The organism is Priestia sp. RMT2NF4 (assembly GCF_047872835.1).
GTDB classification, from domain to species: domain Bacteria; phylum Bacillota; class Bacilli; order Bacillales; family Bacillaceae_H; genus Priestia; species Priestia zanthoxyli.
Genome location: NZ_JBLQZO010000002.1, coordinates 1 through 15,257, shown reverse-complemented (window position 1 = coordinate 15,257; position 15,257 = coordinate 1). Strand labels below are relative to the sequence as shown.

At 32.9% G+C, this 15,257-nt stretch carries 19 protein-coding genes; 10 read left to right on the top strand and 9 right to left on the bottom strand.

All coding sequences use genetic code 11. The annotated features are described in order from the left end of the window. Positions 1-70 precede the first annotated feature (70 nt). From ACMX9J_RS09150 to ACMX9J_RS09125, 6 genes are all read left to right on the top strand, one after another. The gene (locus ACMX9J_RS09150; protein WP_028414821.1) at positions 71-973 is read left to right on the top strand and encodes an AEC family transporter; all 903 of its coding nucleotides are present in this window, start codon (positions 71-73) and stop codon (positions 971-973) included. A gap of 526 nt (positions 974-1,499) precedes the next feature. After that, entirely contained in the window at positions 1,500-2,696 is a 1,197-nt protein-coding gene (locus ACMX9J_RS09145; protein WP_154989978.1) for a GTP-binding protein, read from the top strand. A 158-nt stretch (positions 2,697-2,854) separates the two neighbouring features. Beyond that, on the top strand, positions 2,855-3,388 hold the full coding sequence (dcd, locus tag ACMX9J_RS09140; RefSeq protein ID WP_367077210.1) for a dCTP deaminase: 534 nt from the start codon (positions 2,855-2,857) through the stop codon (positions 3,386-3,388). Positions 3,389-3,531: 143 nt separating this feature from the next. Next, on the top strand, positions 3,532-4,476 hold the full coding sequence (locus ACMX9J_RS09135) for a CobW family GTP-binding protein (protein WP_416225703.1): 945 nt from the start codon (positions 3,532-3,534) through the stop codon (positions 4,474-4,476). Between the two features lie 143 nt (positions 4,477-4,619). Continuing rightward, positions 4,620-5,060 carry a Fe-S cluster assembly sulfur transfer protein SufU gene (gene sufU, locus ACMX9J_RS09130; RefSeq protein ID WP_416225702.1) on the top strand — a complete coding sequence of 147 codons (441 nt, stop codon included), beginning with the start codon at positions 4,620-4,622 and terminating at the stop codon, positions 5,058-5,060. Positions 5,061-5,144: 84 nt separating this feature from the next. Further along, entirely contained in the window at positions 5,145-5,450 is a 306-nt protein-coding gene (locus ACMX9J_RS09125; protein WP_243556215.1) for a PTS sugar transporter subunit IIA, read from the top strand. A gap of 198 nt (positions 5,451-5,648) precedes the next feature. Here ACMX9J_RS09125 and ACMX9J_RS09120 read toward each other — a convergent pair whose 3' ends face one another. The 3 genes from ACMX9J_RS09120 to ACMX9J_RS09110 all read right to left on the bottom strand — a co-directional run bounded on the left by ACMX9J_RS09120 (position 5,649) and on the right by ACMX9J_RS09110 (position 7,362). Then, complete coding sequence (locus ACMX9J_RS09120; RefSeq protein WP_243556218.1) at positions 5,649-6,176, bottom strand: NAD(P)H-dependent oxidoreductase; 528 nt, start codon at positions 6,174-6,176, stop codon at positions 5,649-5,651. A gap of 49 nt (positions 6,177-6,225) precedes the next feature. Beyond that, positions 6,226-6,780, bottom strand: a complete 555-nt coding sequence (locus ACMX9J_RS09115) for an SDR family NAD(P)-dependent oxidoreductase (RefSeq protein ID WP_416225701.1) — start codon at positions 6,778-6,780, stop codon at positions 6,226-6,228. Between the two features lie 144 nt (positions 6,781-6,924). Beyond that, positions 6,925-7,362 (bottom strand): MarR family winged helix-turn-helix transcriptional regulator, encoded by a 438-nt coding sequence (locus ACMX9J_RS09110; RefSeq protein WP_416225700.1) that lies wholly within the window; start codon positions 7,360-7,362, stop codon positions 6,925-6,927. Between the two features lie 226 nt (positions 7,363-7,588). Here ACMX9J_RS09110 and ACMX9J_RS09105 point away from each other — a divergent pair, with 226 nt between their 5' ends. Continuing rightward, on the top strand, positions 7,589-8,002 hold the full coding sequence (locus ACMX9J_RS09105) for a DUF6892 domain-containing protein (protein ID WP_416225699.1): 414 nt from the start codon (positions 7,589-7,591) through the stop codon (positions 8,000-8,002). 228 nt (positions 8,003-8,230) lie between these two features. Here the strand turns inward: ACMX9J_RS09105 and ACMX9J_RS09100 are convergent, their stop codons facing one another. Beyond that, entirely contained in the window at positions 8,231-9,052 is an 822-nt protein-coding gene (locus ACMX9J_RS09100) for a MerR family transcriptional regulator (RefSeq protein ID WP_416225698.1), read from the bottom strand. A 192-nt stretch (positions 9,053-9,244) separates the two neighbouring features. Between ACMX9J_RS09100 and ACMX9J_RS09095 the strand changes: the two genes are divergently transcribed. Next, positions 9,245-10,126 carry an ABC transporter six-transmembrane domain-containing protein gene (locus ACMX9J_RS09095; protein WP_416225697.1) on the top strand — a complete coding sequence of 294 codons (882 nt, stop codon included), beginning with the start codon at positions 9,245-9,247 and terminating at the stop codon, positions 10,124-10,126. Between the two features lie 105 nt (positions 10,127-10,231). Then, complete coding sequence (locus ACMX9J_RS09090) at positions 10,232-10,789, top strand: GNAT family N-acetyltransferase (protein WP_416225696.1); 558 nt, start codon at positions 10,232-10,234, stop codon at positions 10,787-10,789. A 192-nt stretch (positions 10,790-10,981) separates the two neighbouring features. On the opposite strand, the gene ACMX9J_RS09085 is transcribed toward ACMX9J_RS09090, so the two are convergent. The 3 genes from ACMX9J_RS09085 to ACMX9J_RS09075 form a co-directional block, all read right to left on the bottom strand. Next, the gene (locus ACMX9J_RS09085; RefSeq protein ID WP_063247067.1) at positions 10,982-11,170 is read right to left on the bottom strand and encodes a hypothetical protein; all 189 of its coding nucleotides are present in this window, start codon (positions 11,168-11,170) and stop codon (positions 10,982-10,984) included. 772 nt (positions 11,171-11,942) lie between these two features. Then, positions 11,943-12,602, bottom strand: a complete 660-nt coding sequence (locus ACMX9J_RS09080) for a DUF3885 domain-containing protein (RefSeq protein ID WP_063247065.1) — start codon at positions 12,600-12,602, stop codon at positions 11,943-11,945. 128 nt (positions 12,603-12,730) lie between these two features. Further along, entirely contained in the window at positions 12,731-13,285 is a 555-nt protein-coding gene (locus ACMX9J_RS09075; RefSeq protein WP_416225695.1) for a hypothetical protein, read from the bottom strand. A gap of 480 nt (positions 13,286-13,765) precedes the next feature. On the opposite strand from ACMX9J_RS09075, the gene ACMX9J_RS09070 reads away from it, so the two are divergent. Continuing rightward, on the top strand, positions 13,766-14,182 hold the full coding sequence (locus tag ACMX9J_RS09070) for a hypothetical protein (RefSeq protein WP_063247062.1): 417 nt from the start codon (positions 13,766-13,768) through the stop codon (positions 14,180-14,182). 78 nt (positions 14,183-14,260) lie between these two features. Here ACMX9J_RS09070 and ACMX9J_RS09065 read toward each other — a convergent pair whose 3' ends face one another. Both ACMX9J_RS09065 and ACMX9J_RS09060 read right to left on the bottom strand, forming a co-directional pair. Beyond that, entirely contained in the window at positions 14,261-14,830 is a 570-nt protein-coding gene (locus ACMX9J_RS09065; RefSeq protein ID WP_063247061.1) for a hypothetical protein, read from the bottom strand. A 106-nt stretch (positions 14,831-14,936) separates the two neighbouring features. After that, positions 14,937-15,257, bottom strand: a 321-nt coding sequence (locus tag ACMX9J_RS09060) for a VanZ family protein (RefSeq protein ID WP_416225694.1), incomplete at its 5' end; no start/stop codon positions are given.

The following is a 15,257-nucleotide window of genomic DNA, read 5'->3' as shown; positions in this document are numbered from 1 at the left end:
CCTAGATTCTTAATTTTCTAGGTCTTTCATTTGGAAAATAACAAAGAAAAAATGACGAAGGTGAACAAACATGGAGTTCCTAACAATCCTTCTTCCTATTTTCGGGATTTTTGCACTTGGATTTATTGGACAAAAGAAAATAGGATTTGATACCAAAACGATTTCAACAATGGCACTTTATTTGATGTCTCCAGTTCTAGTGTTCAAAACATTTTACACAACCAAATTTACGATTGATTACTTATATCTTACGTTATACACATTTGCACTTTGCTTTGCATTAATTGCTGTCGTCTATATTATTGCTTATTTTCAGCGATATTCTACTTCAGAAACCTGTGGAATGATATTAGCGTCTTCATTTATGAATAATGGAAACTACGGTACACCTGTTGTTTTATTACTTTTTGGCGTTACCGGCTTAGACTCTGCCATTATTCTCATGGTCATACAGCAACTGGTCATGTGTACAGTTGGAGTTTACTATGCTGCGAAAGGAAGTCCAAATGGAAATGGTATAAAATCAGCTATTGACGCAGTCCGACGGATACCAATTGTGTATGGGGGACTTTTAGGAGCTATATTTCAGTTTCTTCATATTCCGTTAAGCAACTCTGTAAAAGAAGCGGTTGATTTAGTAGCCGGTGCAGCTATTCCTACCATCATGATTGTACTTGGCATGCAGCTTGCTAAAATATCAATTAGAAATTTAGCCAAAGCCAAAGTTTCATGGTCATTAGCTATCAAGCTTGTAATCTCGCCGTTTATTGCTTATATACTAACGCTTCTGCTACCTGTGGATGAGATGGTGAAACAAATCATGATTATTATGGCTGCTATGCCCACAGCTGCTAATACAACTATGTACGCGCTGCAATTTAATACAGAGCCGGAGTTTGTATCAAGCGCAACGTTAATTAGTACCTCTCTAAGCCTTGCTACATTGCCTATCATTTTTCTAATTGTTTTGTAAAATAACACAGAAAAACGTTTCAATATAGGTTAAAAAAATAATTTTATTATATGACTTTAAAAGGAGTAGTCAACGTGAATTCTCCTCATAACGCAGTTTTAAAAAGATATTTAAAGTTTATTTTCTATTTTAGTTTTGTGTTCTTCTTATACTTCTACTTCACATACAGTTTTCAACACTATCTGACTAAATATTTGTTTCTTAATTGTTTACTGACGGGGATCTCTTTTTTAATTCGAAATTTAAGAGGTTATACGGAAAAACTGTAAAGGCACTGGTAACGGAAAAAACTTATTAAAAGGACCTATGGATTCTTTTAATAAGTTTTTTTGGGTTTTAGTATGATCCTTGAGTATATCTATACAGCAGAGGGGCTCCAATCACTAGTTAATAAAAAGAGTGCCTTACAGCTCATATAAAAATGCAAGAGAAATAAATAACAATTTTACTAAATTTCTTGCCTTCATCTAATCTACATAGTATATTTAAATCGTAATAATTACGATTTGTGTATAGGAGTGTTCTAATGAAGAAAATACCTGTTACCGTTTTAAGTGGCTATTTAGGCTCTGGAAAAACTACATTATTAAATCATATTTTAAAGAATCGACAAGGATTAAGAGTAGCAGTCATTGTAAATGACATGAGTGAAGTCAATATCGATGCTGAACTAGTAAAGCAGGGTGGAGATTTATCTCGAACTGAAGAAAAGCTTGTTGAAATGTCAAATGGGTGTATTTGCTGTACTTTAAGAGAAGATCTTCTAATTGAAGTAGAGAAATTAGCTAAAAGAGGAAATATTGATTATATAGTAATTGAGTCTACAGGCATAAGTGAACCCGTTCCTGTAGCACAAACGTTTTCATATATCGATGAAGAGGTAGGAATTGATCTAACTCAATTCTGTAAACTTGATACGATGGTGACGGTTGTAGATGCAAATCGCTTCTGGAAAGATTTCGAGTCAGGAGATTCTTTACTTGATCGTAAAGAATCGTTAGGAGAAGAGGATACAAGGGAAATAGCAGATCTGCTAATTGATCAAATTGAATTTTGTGATGTGCTGATTCTAAACAAATGTGACCTCGTAACAGAAGATGAGCTGCTGAAATTAGAGAACGTACTAAGAACATTACAACCTAGTGCTAAAATTATTCGTGCTAGTCATTCACAAGTTGAGTTAGGGAAAATTTTAAATACGAACTTATTTGATTTCGATAAAGCGAGCGCTTCGGCTGGCTGGATAAAGGAACTCAATGAAGGTCATCATGCGCATACACCTGAAACAGAGGAATATGGAATCAGTTCTTTTGTCTATGACATAAAAAGGCCTTTTCATTCAGAACGTTTTACTGAATGGGTTTATTCAATGCCAAAGCAAATAGTGAGAGCTAAAGGGATTGCATGGTGCGCTAGCCGAAATAATGTAGCGCTTTTAATGTCTCAAGCTGGACCATCTGTAAGTATTGAGCCTATTTCTTATTGGGTTGCCTCCTTGCCAAGAAACCAACAAGAGCAAATTATTAAACAAAATCCGCATTTATTGGATGAATGGGATGATCAGTTTGGTGACCGTCATACCAAATTAGTATTTATCGGTGTGGATTTAGAACAAGATAAAATTGAAAAGGAATTAGACCAATGTCTTCTAACGGAGGAAGAGCTGGAAGAGGATTGGAGTGAGTTTACAGATTCCTTCACTTGGAAGTTACAACAGGCGTAGTAGAAAATATCTTATCTCATTTGTGACTTCTAAAATGTCAAAAGGTTTGATTTATACTGCAATCGAAGGAAGCAGGTTAATACTTTTTAACCTGCTTCTTCTTCATAAGGTGTAATCATTGGTTTTTTATACTAAAACGTAAAGAAAGCGAGAATAGGATGATTTTATCTGATAAAACTATCGAACAGAAAATAAAAGACAAACAATTACATATTGAACCGTTAACGGATAATCAAATTCAACCTGCTTCAGTGGATTTAAGAATAGGATCTAGCTATTTAAAGGTTAAAGAGCATCAAGTAGGTGTTATGTCTTTAGACCAAGAAATTAAATATGAATGCCTAAAAAGTGATGAAATAATTATTCCGCCGCATTCTTTCTTGCTGGCAACTACATTGGAGTACATTAAACTTCCCAACGATTTAACTGCTTTTGTAGAAGGCAGAAGCTCTATAGGCAGAATGGGGTTGTTTATCCAAAATGCCGGCTGGGTAGATCCAGGGTTTGAAGGACAAATTACTCTTGAACTATATAATGCTAACCGCCTGCCCATAAGGCTAATTAAAGGGTGGAGAATTTGCCAACTAGTATTTGCTCAAATGGATCAATCGACCATTAATCCTTACAGAGGAAAATATCAGGGACAAAAGAATGCTACCGGCAGTAAAATTTTCTTAGATGAGGGTAGATAGAGGAATTAAGATTAATAGAAGAATTCCGGTATGATGTGAAACAACAGAGTATAACAAAAGATATATTGAAACTAAAAGTAAGCGCTCAGGTCATATGAAAGAAACGAAACATTGAATATAAAAGAAGAAATGAGTGAAGATAGGTGAAAAAAATTGAAATATATATACTTGGTGGTTTTTTAGGGAGTGGAAAAACGACCTTATTACAAACTATTTTAGAGCAAGAGAAGAAACGAAAGAAAAAAGTGGCTGTTTTATTAAATGAAATAGGAGAGCACTCTGTTGATACAGATATTATTGGAAGAGAAACGCCGTTAAGAGAGCTTTTAAATGGCTGTATTTGCTGCACGATGAAGGATCAATTAGAACTGCAGCTATTATCTCTCTATCAACAGCATCAACCAGATGTTATTTACATAGAAACAACGGGAGTTGCACATCCTTTAGAAGTTTTAGACGCCTGTTTATCCCCTATTATTGCGCCATATATTGATGTTAAGTCTATTATTAGCGTCATTGATTTAAGCAGATGGAAAGATCGTAAGAAATTGAATAAATCAATTCAGAAGCTGCTTGTAGAACAAATAAAATATAGTGATCATTTAATCTTAAATAAAAGTGATTTAGTGACCAAAGAAGATCAATTATCTCTACAAGAGGAAATAAGAGAGGTGAATACTAAGGCTCAAATGAGCAAAACAACATATGGGAATATTTCATCCCTAGAAGAAATTAATCATTCCTTTCATTCCTCTGTGGATAATCATACTGAACTACACGTTCATCACCATCTGCATATTCAAACGATGACTTATCAATTTGAAGGTAAAGTTATAAAAGAAGAATTTGAAAAATGGATAAAAGAACTGCCTGGTACTATTTATCGAATAAAAGGCTTTTTACAGTTTGTGGTAAATGAGGAAGATACTTATTTATTTCAATATTCATATGGAATTCCTTACTCTTTTCCACAAAAAAAATCCTTTCCAAACAATCTCGTCTTTATTGGCGAAAAATTTGATAAAGAAAAGTTAAACAAAGAGTTAAAAAGCTTAGAAGAAAGCGCGAAGCAAAAAAGCTTTTTATAAAAAAGACGACATCTTCACAATTTACCTATCCAATAAGAGGGATAGGTTGTTTGGTTCTGATTAAAGTAGAAGAAAAGGTGTAAGAAAAGCCTCAATTTTCTATCAGTAGATCGTTTTCCTTAAAAGCATAAGGGGGGAAATAAATGAACCTAGATCATTTATACAAGCATGTAATAATGGATCATGCGAAAAATAGAAGAAACCACAGATCGATGGAATCCCACACTCATAAAGTACATTATAAAAACCCTACTTGTGGGGATATCATGACAATGTATGCAGTCATTAAAGGCGATAGAGTGCAAGATATATCTTTTATAGGAGAAGGTTGTCTTATTAGTATGGCTTCTTCATCAATGTTTACAACGATAGCAAAAGACAAAAAAATAGAAGAAATCAAGGATATTTCTACCCTTATAAAAAATATGATTGTACGTGGAAGTGAAGCAAAAGATTCTCAAATACAAGATGCGATTAGTTTAAAAGATATTCATAAGCTGCCTGCAAGACATAATTGTGCGTTAATGCCTTGGCAAGCATTTGATAAATTGTTAAAAGTGAAACAAGAACAACAAATTAAGTAAGAAGCAAAAAAATTATGCAACTCTATTTTGGACAAATCCTCTCAAGAATCATTGTAAGACCTTAATTAAATGGTGTCGTTCTATGTGTTACCTCATGCAAAAGAAATATATGCACCTATCGCAGGAGCAATCGATTCTATTTTTCCAACTAAACATGCCTTTACAATGAAAACTGACAGTGGAATCAGCATTTTGGTTCATATTGGTACCGATACAGTACAGCTAGAGGGCATTCCTCTTGAGCTTAGTGCTAATGAAGGAGATTATGTGAAACCAGGTGATTTCCTAGGTACTGCTGATTTTGATTATATAAAAGACAAGGGTAAGGGAATAGAAATGTATGTGGTTTTTCCAGAACTTGATGATTCAAAAAAAATTAACGCTGACTAAAAGGGACAGGATTAGTAGTCAAGATATTATTGGTACGATTTGATTGTTCGGCAAACATAGAAGATAATGGTGTCTGCATGTAGAATAGTGAAAAGAGGTAACAAAAAAGACTAAGCGCCTTCGCGTTAGTCTTTTTTTTATTTGGACTACAATTTTTGTGAGAATATATCAGATGTTTTGTACAAAGATTGTCCGCGCTTAAAAGGTAAGTTTGAGGTGATGCAACAACTCCTCAGCACTTTCATGGACTTGTTCGTTCGTTAAGATACGTGCTCCTTGTTTTATGAAAGAGGGCAAAAATCGCATACCGGTCAAGTTTGCTGTTGCTTGAAACGGTTTGGTTAGTTCACTCATGCTGAAAAGGTTAGATCCACCAGCTTGATAGGCTGCTTCAGGTCCGCCTGTTGAAATGGCTAACATAAACTCTTTTCCATGCAATTTTGTGCCTTCAGATCCGTATGCCCAACCATAACTAAGAACAACATCCTGCCACTCCTTTAATAAAGAAGGACTGCTGTACCAGTAGAGCGGGAATTGAAACACAATCCGTTCGTGTTCAAGCAGCAATTGTTGTTCGTAAGCAACATCAATAGTACCGTTTGGATATGTGGCATATAAATCATGAACAGTAATGTCGCTCTCTTGACTCAAGCGATCTTTCCATGTTTTGTTAATGGTTGAAGTGGTTAAATTGGGATGTGCAACAATAACTAATGTTTTTTTCATAAATAAACTCCTTTTATATTTGTATATACAAATGATGTGTTAAAAATTTTTACTTTTCTTCAAAAGTGACCTCTACGTCTTTTCGGTTTTCAAACATGTGATAGAAGGTCTCAGCAATATTTGCAGGTGAGACGTACGTTCCTTCTTCAACAAAACCCTTAATAGTCAACGTTCCAACGTAAATTCCTTTTGAAGCAAGTTCTTGATTCAAGCTATATGCTAAATTACGAATGCCTGCTTTTCCAATCGCTAATGAAGAATAGTCAGCATATGGATGAAGAGCTAATCCGCCGCCTGTTAACAAAATGGCTCCGTTTTGCATATGGGGAACTGTTTCTTTAACAGCAGTAAGAGCTCCAGCTACACTGATTTTAAAATCTTCTACTAATTGATCAGCGCTCAATGTTGTTGGTTTGCCAGGTCTTCCTGAAGCAGCATTGTATAAAAGAACATCAACTTTTCCATAAGTTTTAATTACTTTATCGATGGCTTTTCTTAAAGATTCTTCAGAAGAGACATCACCTGGAAATCCTTTTGCTATAATTCCGTCTTTTTTAAGTTCATCTTCATATCTCTGTAAGGAGTCCATACTGCGGGAAATCATAGCGACTTTAAAAATCCTTCTTTTCCAAATTTTCTTGCTGTATTTAAGCTAATCCCTGGACCAGAACCAACAATTAGTAATAGTTTTTCAGACATATTAAATCCTTCCATTATATTTGTATATGCAAATGAAGGGGTAAAAAAATTACGATTCTTTCTCTAACTTATTGCTCGCTTCATGCAGCATTTTACTTAAATCTTTACTAAATTCATCTCCTAATATTTCTGAGTAATTAGTAAACAATTCTTTTAACGAAACGCGAAACTGATGATACACTTTTTCTCCTTCATCCGTTAACGAGATCCGCGTCTGCTTTCCATCCATTTTTTTGACGACAAGCTTTAATTTTTCAAGTTTATCAATAAACCTCGTACTTGTAGAAGGAGCAATTGATAGCTTGTGGCACAGTTCTTTCTGAGTGATATCCGGATGAAACTTTACAATCATAATCATGTAAAGGTAGGAGGGAGCGACGTTACCAAAATCAAATGTTTTTTCAGCTAATTTTGTAATGTTGCGAGCAAATCGGCTAGCTGTAAAGTAAAGACAGTGTATTAATATTTGTTCTTCTTCGTTATTCATGTAATCATTCCTTTTCTTCATTTGCATATACAAATTAACACGTAATAAAAGTAAAGTCAACTAAGTTGTGGTTGAATATTTGGTTCAGTTGTGCCGTCAACGCGAAAATAATAAAAACGAAAAACATACGTGAAAACGCAGGTTTTGTTTATAGATGATTGTTATAATACGAATAGTGCAGGGGCGATTGCAAGCCTAATACAGAGATAAAATCGGAGGTAGCAAAATGGGGAAAAGTGGAATGTTTAAAGATTTTAATTTTAAACTAGTGGTCATTGAAGCTTTATTAGATCAAGAGCCATTATTTCTAGAAGAATTAACCGACTTAAAAGATAAGTATACGAATAATTTTGAATGGTATTCTGGTGCTGGCCCAATTGTTGAAATCAGGGATTATTTAGAAGCGTTAACATTGGAAATGAGTGATTTAGAAAAGATTGAATCCTTATGCTTTGATGGAGGTAATGAAATTTATCATATTCTAAAGCCAGACTGGGATGGAGAAGATAGTTTATTTGATGTACTATCTGTTGAAGGATTTCAGAACTTAACGAATTTAAAAACAGTGGACTATATTTCAATGTGTGATCCAGAAGTATTGGAACCATTCAAGGAAGCTGGAATTGAGATTGAGGATTAATGAGAAGGATGTTATTGTGCTAAAAGAAGCAATCCGCCTTTATGAAGAATAACGTTTCCTCATTATTGCCATCTAGAAAAATCAATAAGCAATTCTCCTATACTCCGTTTACAAAAATAGAAAACCCAACCTTTAGAGTTCACAGGTTGGGTTTTCTATTTTTAGCCTGTATACGCCATATATGTTTAGTAAATATAGTACCTCTTTGCAATACAACCTAAAAAAACGTTATTGGCTTTGAATTTGAAGTTGAATTCTTGTAATTGAATTCTCTATTCCATCCGCCATTACCTCATCAATCACGTATTCCTCATATGCATACTCCCCTATTTTTAACCCTTTTTCTCTAACGAATTGAATAATTCGATTGTAAGCATGTTCGGTTTCGGCACCTTTTTGATACCCAACAACATATAGTCCCTGGGGACGTGTATGACAATGAATTTCTTCTATCTTTTTTGGGATTTTGATATACAAATGTTCGTAATTGTAAAACTCTTTTTTTTGGATTTGGTCTCTCGCAAGCATTGCTCCAATTGGATACCCTCGATCTAATTTATGAAGTTGAGTATAATGAATGAGCTCCGGAATAACTGTAGTATATTTTTGTTCGGCTTCTTCTAAAATATTTTCACTAATCATAAAGGTTTCTTCATCTAAATATTGCAATGAAATAGAAGAAAAATCAGTTTTTAAAGCATGTTCTGCTAACTGTAAACGCGTTTGAATAATTGCTTGTAAATGATTAAGGCTCTTAATTTTTTCTTCAATTTCAAGAGATTTTTCCTTTAAAAGAGTAATCATATTTATTGATTTTTTATCTTTTAAAAGAACTTTTATCTCTTTTAATGGAACACCAAGTTCTTTAAATAGGGCAATCACTTGAAAGACTTCAAATTGTTCATACGAATAGTACCTATATCCATTCTCTGTTTTTATTTGAGGTGAAAGTAACCCTATTTCGTCATAATGAAACAGAGTTTGCTTTTTTACACGACAGAGATTCGCAAATTCACCAGTAGTAAAGTACTTTTCCAACTCTTCCCTCATAAAATCCTCCTTGACTATACGGTAACCATATACTTTATGATGTTCATTGTACTGGAAAGGAGATATAAACAGCAATGACGAGTCCTTTATTTCATTAAAGTAAGTGAAAAGGCAAATTGATGATGAATTTGAAGATAAAGCAATGAATAGAATTAAAGTTTGTTTAATTAAAGAAAAGAAAGAGTAGATAAGATGCAAATGATAAAAAAGAAAAAATCCTCCGTAGGTCAACTCCTTCAAGGTATATGGTCAAAAAATCGTAAAGGAATTAGCCTTACCTATATGCTCACTCTTGTTGAAAATGTTTGCGATCTTCTTTACGCTGCAACAATTGGTTTTGCAATCGATGGGTTGCTTAAAGGGAATCCAGCTAGCCTTATACCACTTGCTCTACTATGGATCCTTCACCTAGGGGTTGGCTTGTTCAGGCACGTTTACGATACCAAAGTATTCGTTGGAATTTATTCTAATGTTGCTGTAGAAATGGTGGAGCGCCAGCGTGCTGATGGAGTAAAAGGAACTCGAATTGTAGGACGTGTCTCATTGTCTCGAGAAGTAGTAGATTTCTTTCAGATGGAGCTGCCGGCAGTTGTAACAACGGTTATTCGATTTTTAGGCGCTATTATCATGTTATTTCTTTATGACCGGTTTATTGGGTTCTTAAGTTTATTGGCACTAATTCCAATACTAATCATAAACCATTGGTTCGGTCGACGTTCTTATCGTTTGAATCACGCACTTAACAACCGAATTGAAGAAGAGGCAGATATAGTCGTTCATCGTCCACTTACCATTGTTCAAAAACATTTTGCACGGTTACGTTTGTGGCGTGTTGCTATTTCTAACGCTGAGGCTAAAACATGGGGGATGATGGAGATTGTCGTCATTCTCTTAACCCTAGCTACACTACTTAGGCTTACAGGTGTTCAGGGTACTACGCCTGGTGCTATTTATGCAGTTCTAGCTTATATTTGGATGTTTCAAGAGGCAGTAGTTGGTCTTCCTGAAATTGTGCAAAATATTTCGCGTGTACTTGATATTGGTGAACGCGTTGCTGAAGACGTTAACAGCTAAAACCACAAAAGCTTAGCCAACCATTATTGTTATGTTATCCCTTAAATTATTGTTGTTGTCTTTTCAGAGAAATAAGCCCGTAAATATAGGTTAGGAGGATTTTTAATGAAAAAGATTGAAACTGATCGATTACTATTGAGAAACTTTTCTAAAGCAGACTCTCAAGCTCTTTTGGAATACTTGGCTAATCCAAGGGTAAACTGCTTTCTTGAAGACAAAGTTCACACAATAGAGGAAGCTACTTTAAAAGCTCAAAAAAGAAAAAAAGATGACTCTTTTGTTGCAGTCTGCTTAAAAGGCAGTGATTATCTAATAGGAGAAATATTCTACTTAAAGGAAGATCCAGATACTTATTCCATTGGTTGGCACTTTAATGATCAATATGAGGGGAAAGGGTATGCAAGCGAGAGTGTGAAGGAGTTCCTTAGGTATCTGTTTACTCAATTGGATGCAAGAAGAATCTATGCATACGTTGAGGAGGATAACTATAAATCACAAAAACTATGTGAAAAATTAGGAATGCGTAAAGAAGGACGTTTTGTTGAGTTTATTTCGTTTACTAAATACGAAGATGGAACACCTAAGTATGAAAATACTCTTCAGTATGCATTATTGAAAAAAGAGTGGATAAAAAATACTTCTTTTAATGAACCTGAGGAATAAGTATCTCCTTAATTCATCTAGATAAACAGAATTAGTATTAAATCCATTAATATTTAGTAATCTAAGATATAGGCAATTTGTAGAAAAGCTATGTATTTGTCGTTATCTAATGTAAACATTAAAACCTTTATAATAAAAAACCCCAGATATTTTGATTATCTGGGGTTTAAGTAGGGGAGACAAAAGCTGTTTTTAATCATCTTTTTTATCTATTTTTACGTACATAAAGGCAAATAATAAAAGTAACACAATACTAATAGGGAAAATAACGTAGGCATCTGTCGCTTCACTCACACTAGATTTTAAAGTGTAGTTGTAAACAACAAGTCCAATCGAAACAATTGCTATTAATATTTGATAGGTTCTTTTTTTACTAAACATAAAAAACAATCCCCTTTACCTGAATAAGCTACTCCAAGGGTGTAGTGAAACTTACTTTAGAAAACCATTAATAAACGTATCTATTCCTAGAGGTGCTTATAATGCGTCAAAAGCACCTGGTGTAGCTCTAGCTGTCTTTTTCAACGCTAATTTCATAGCTTTTGTTTTGGAGTATTTAGCAACTCTGCTACCAGGCTTTTTAATTCTTGAATAGTAATCATAAGATTTAGCAAGTTTGTTAGCAAATTTAGTTGCACCACCTGTAACTTTAACAGTTTTTTTAATTTTTAATACTTTAGAAATCGAACAGCATTTGATGTTATGGCAGCAGCTATTTCTTTCTAGTTAACATAAAACGTATTATCGGTACGAAGAACAACCTGACCATTAAAATATATTTTAATGGTCAGGTTGTTCTTCAGGATTTATTTTATCAATGTCATATAAAAACACAGTGAAATATATTCCAATATAAAGAATTAAAAAAATAGCAGTCCTGTAACCATTGGTTATAAAATTTAAAAGATCAACATTTGCTATAAGAAGGTCTATCAACATAGGTATAAACATACATAACCATATAAAATTGCTATCTTTGACAATGTTGAAGATAGCAATTATTGAACCTATAATTGTGCAAACTAAATAAATCAATTATATCCCCCCCCCAATATTACTAAATTTAACACATTTATCCAATACATTGTTAATTAACGTAGTGTAGCTTATCGGTAGTTTAAAGAGCACAATCGTTAGCGCATTGATAATGTTTTTATTTAAATAAAAGGTCAATTTCTTTTCGGTCATAATCTAAAATCCAATGATTATATTCTTCATAAAGAAACTCTATAGATTCTTTATTAGAGGCTAATACATCACAGCCTCGATCATCATACAGGTGAAAAATGATTTCTTTAGAACGATTGATAAAATAAATATCATAACCACTTTGTGGATTGCTTTTAAGTATACTAGATGGATGAGTAAAGTCTTCATAACAAATAGCTTTTAAGAGTTGTATATACTTTAGTTCTGACTTCTTACAAGAAATTGCAAATCGATGAGTAATAGATTGATCATCTTCCTCATCAAATACACTGGGTAAAAGATAATGACTTAATTGGTATAACTTTTCTTTATCTTTTATGTACTTTAAATATACGTTTAAAGGCCTTTTTTGGAGAAAGATATCTTTTTTTATGGAATGTACATCTGTAACAAGAAGAATCTCATCTTCTTCTCCAAATACTGCTTCAAATAATCTGATTGAACGATAAAATGCTTGCTCTAAATGTTCCTTTTTGTAATGAGGTATTAAAGGATTTGATATTTCAAATCGAATGCTATTTTTCCAAGAATAAAATAAGGAAGGGCTTAAAATTAGTTTTTCAAAATGTTTTTCTAAAAATGAATGTAGAATATCATGGTTCATATGTTTTTCTCCGTGGTTTTTGATTTTATTTTAACATTTTTTTAATGAATTCTTTTTGTGTGATATAAATATCTAGTCAATATAATCACCATTACCGGCACCAAAAAAGGCTCTGAAAAGAGCCTTTTTTAGTAATTAGGTATGTCTTCAAAGGTCCTAATCCCTTCAACTTCCCATCTCAATTTGTAAAACTCCAAGATTAATGGATGAACATTAGAACTGTATCTCAAATTTTTTAACTTTCTCTTACCTAACCTTTTATCCAACAGTGCGAAGGCTTTGATAATAACATTCTCAGAATTTAAAGCATTGTCAATGGATAGTTGAGGATACTGAATAAATGCATCATAAACTAGATCGACATTAAAGATACCTTTATCCTCTAGAATTACTGTAGTGTAGTTTAAATCTTTCGTCTTGCCAATAAACTCTGGAAAACATTCATATAAACAGTCGGGAAAAGATTTGTCAGTCGCCTTTTTTATTTCCGCCCAAAGTTTATCATGTTCCATTAAATAATTTGCTGAAGACGCATTGAAGACTTCCTTTTTATCTAGAGTAATCCATATACGCTTTTGCTCACCAAGGGAAACATTATATTGAGTCAAATGGATACTTAATCTATGTTTTAATTTATCGCAAATTAAACTCTCTATATTTCCTTTTACTTTTGTCCATTTCATAGCATTATCTTACTCCCATTTTTTGTTTAAAACTAAATATTACAATTGAGATCGTAGAAGTACATTATACAAAACATTTTTATTTTAAATGATATTTTTACTGTATACTCAATACACACGTAGTTAACATAATGGATTTTATAAGAATAAAAGTATTTTAATGTTTATCTATAAGTGTTTTAATAGAAAAGTAAATATTTCAAAACAAGAAAGTGAGAACAAGTGGATTTTATTTTTAATTTTATAGTTGAATTTATTGAAACAATAATTATAATGTGGCTTGTTTCGTTTGCATTAGAAAAACTGAATGTCTTTCAGTTAGAGAAGAAAACTAAATGGATATTCATACTGACCCTTTCACTCATATTAGGTATTATCTTTGCATTAATTGACCTATTATTAAATTTACATCGTATACCAATTTAATGATTCTCTGATGAAAAATTCTATATAATAAAGATTACTCAAGGAGAGGATTGAATGGATAAAGAGCTAGAAGAAAAAGTAGTAAGATCCTTCTTTACTAAGAGAATCCAAGATAGAGTGATATTCGAACTTTTCTCTGAAAAGAAAAGAGAAGACGCATTACATCGTCTTAATCATAATTACACAAAAACATTGAGAGAAGAATATATGATTGAGATTCCTAAACCAAATTCTTGTGCCAATGAAATAGCCAAATTATTAAAGCAGCACGGGGCAGGAAAAGAGTGTTATTCAATTTCATGGAACAAGAAAATAGACGGAGAAGAATTACCTTTACTTACAGCTCTTAAAGATGCAGTAGGTTATGGTTTTCCTTCTATTATCGTTTGCATTCCAAATAAACTAGCATATTTTGAAGCAGAACAAGGATATGGAGCTCCACCAAGATATATTTTAAAAAGAGAAACATAAGATGTAGACTCTATACATTTTCAGTTTAAATAATCAAAATTATAGGTAGTAACAAATAAAAGCCCTTTAAAAGGGCTTTTATCTTCGAATATACAACCCTGATATGTGAGCTATATTTTCTAATCTTGTCATAGTTTGATTATCCTTACAAAAGATAGGTAATGACATATCGTAATTTCCTAATATTACTGTAGAGATTGAAGGAAAGAAGAAAGTTGAGAAACTATTTGTATCTAATGAGAGTCTAAATAAAAATCCCAAAACTCTACTATCATCTGTTCGAATAAATTCTCCTTTTATAGCCTGTTTTAGTAATAAAATATAGCGATATTCCTCGATCGAAAGAATTTTTTTATAAGAAGCTAAGCTACTGTGAAAAATATCTGCACAATGCACGTATACCTGCTGTTTACCGCATAGTTCAAAAATTTCATGAAAGTAATTTATATAATTAATTTCATCAAGCTTATTTTGATATTTATTAGTTAACAGTTCTTCTGCTTCCTCTTCAGTTAAAATTCGATTAAACCGATCCAAAGCTCCTTTTACAAAGAACTTGTCTATAAGTTGAATATCCTGAAAATAAATATCCCCATATAGTCGTTTTAAAGAGGAGATTTCACTCTCCATTAAAGTAACTATCTTCAAGCTGTTATCCCTCTTTCTTCATACATTTCTCAATATCATCTCAGGTATACACTATACAACCTTAGTTACCTTAATGTAGCTTATAGGAATAAAAAAAGGCTACTAGCTACATAGTCGCCTTTTTTTGTCTTACTGGTTTACTTATTAAATACTGAATGATTAAAAGAACCACATAACCTATAACTGTACCAAACGTGTTGAGTAGAACATCATCAATATCTGAGCTACGACCTATAAAGTATTGAATAAATTCAATTAAACATGTAACAGATAAACCTAAAATTGTTACTTTCTTAATTGAATGATATTTTCTCCAAATAAGGGCTACGACAAAGCCTAAAGGTGAAAATAACATAACATTTGCAGTTAAATTTAAAAGCGATACGCTGTTCCATTCATCGACATTTGTATTTGTTTGAAAGAAGTA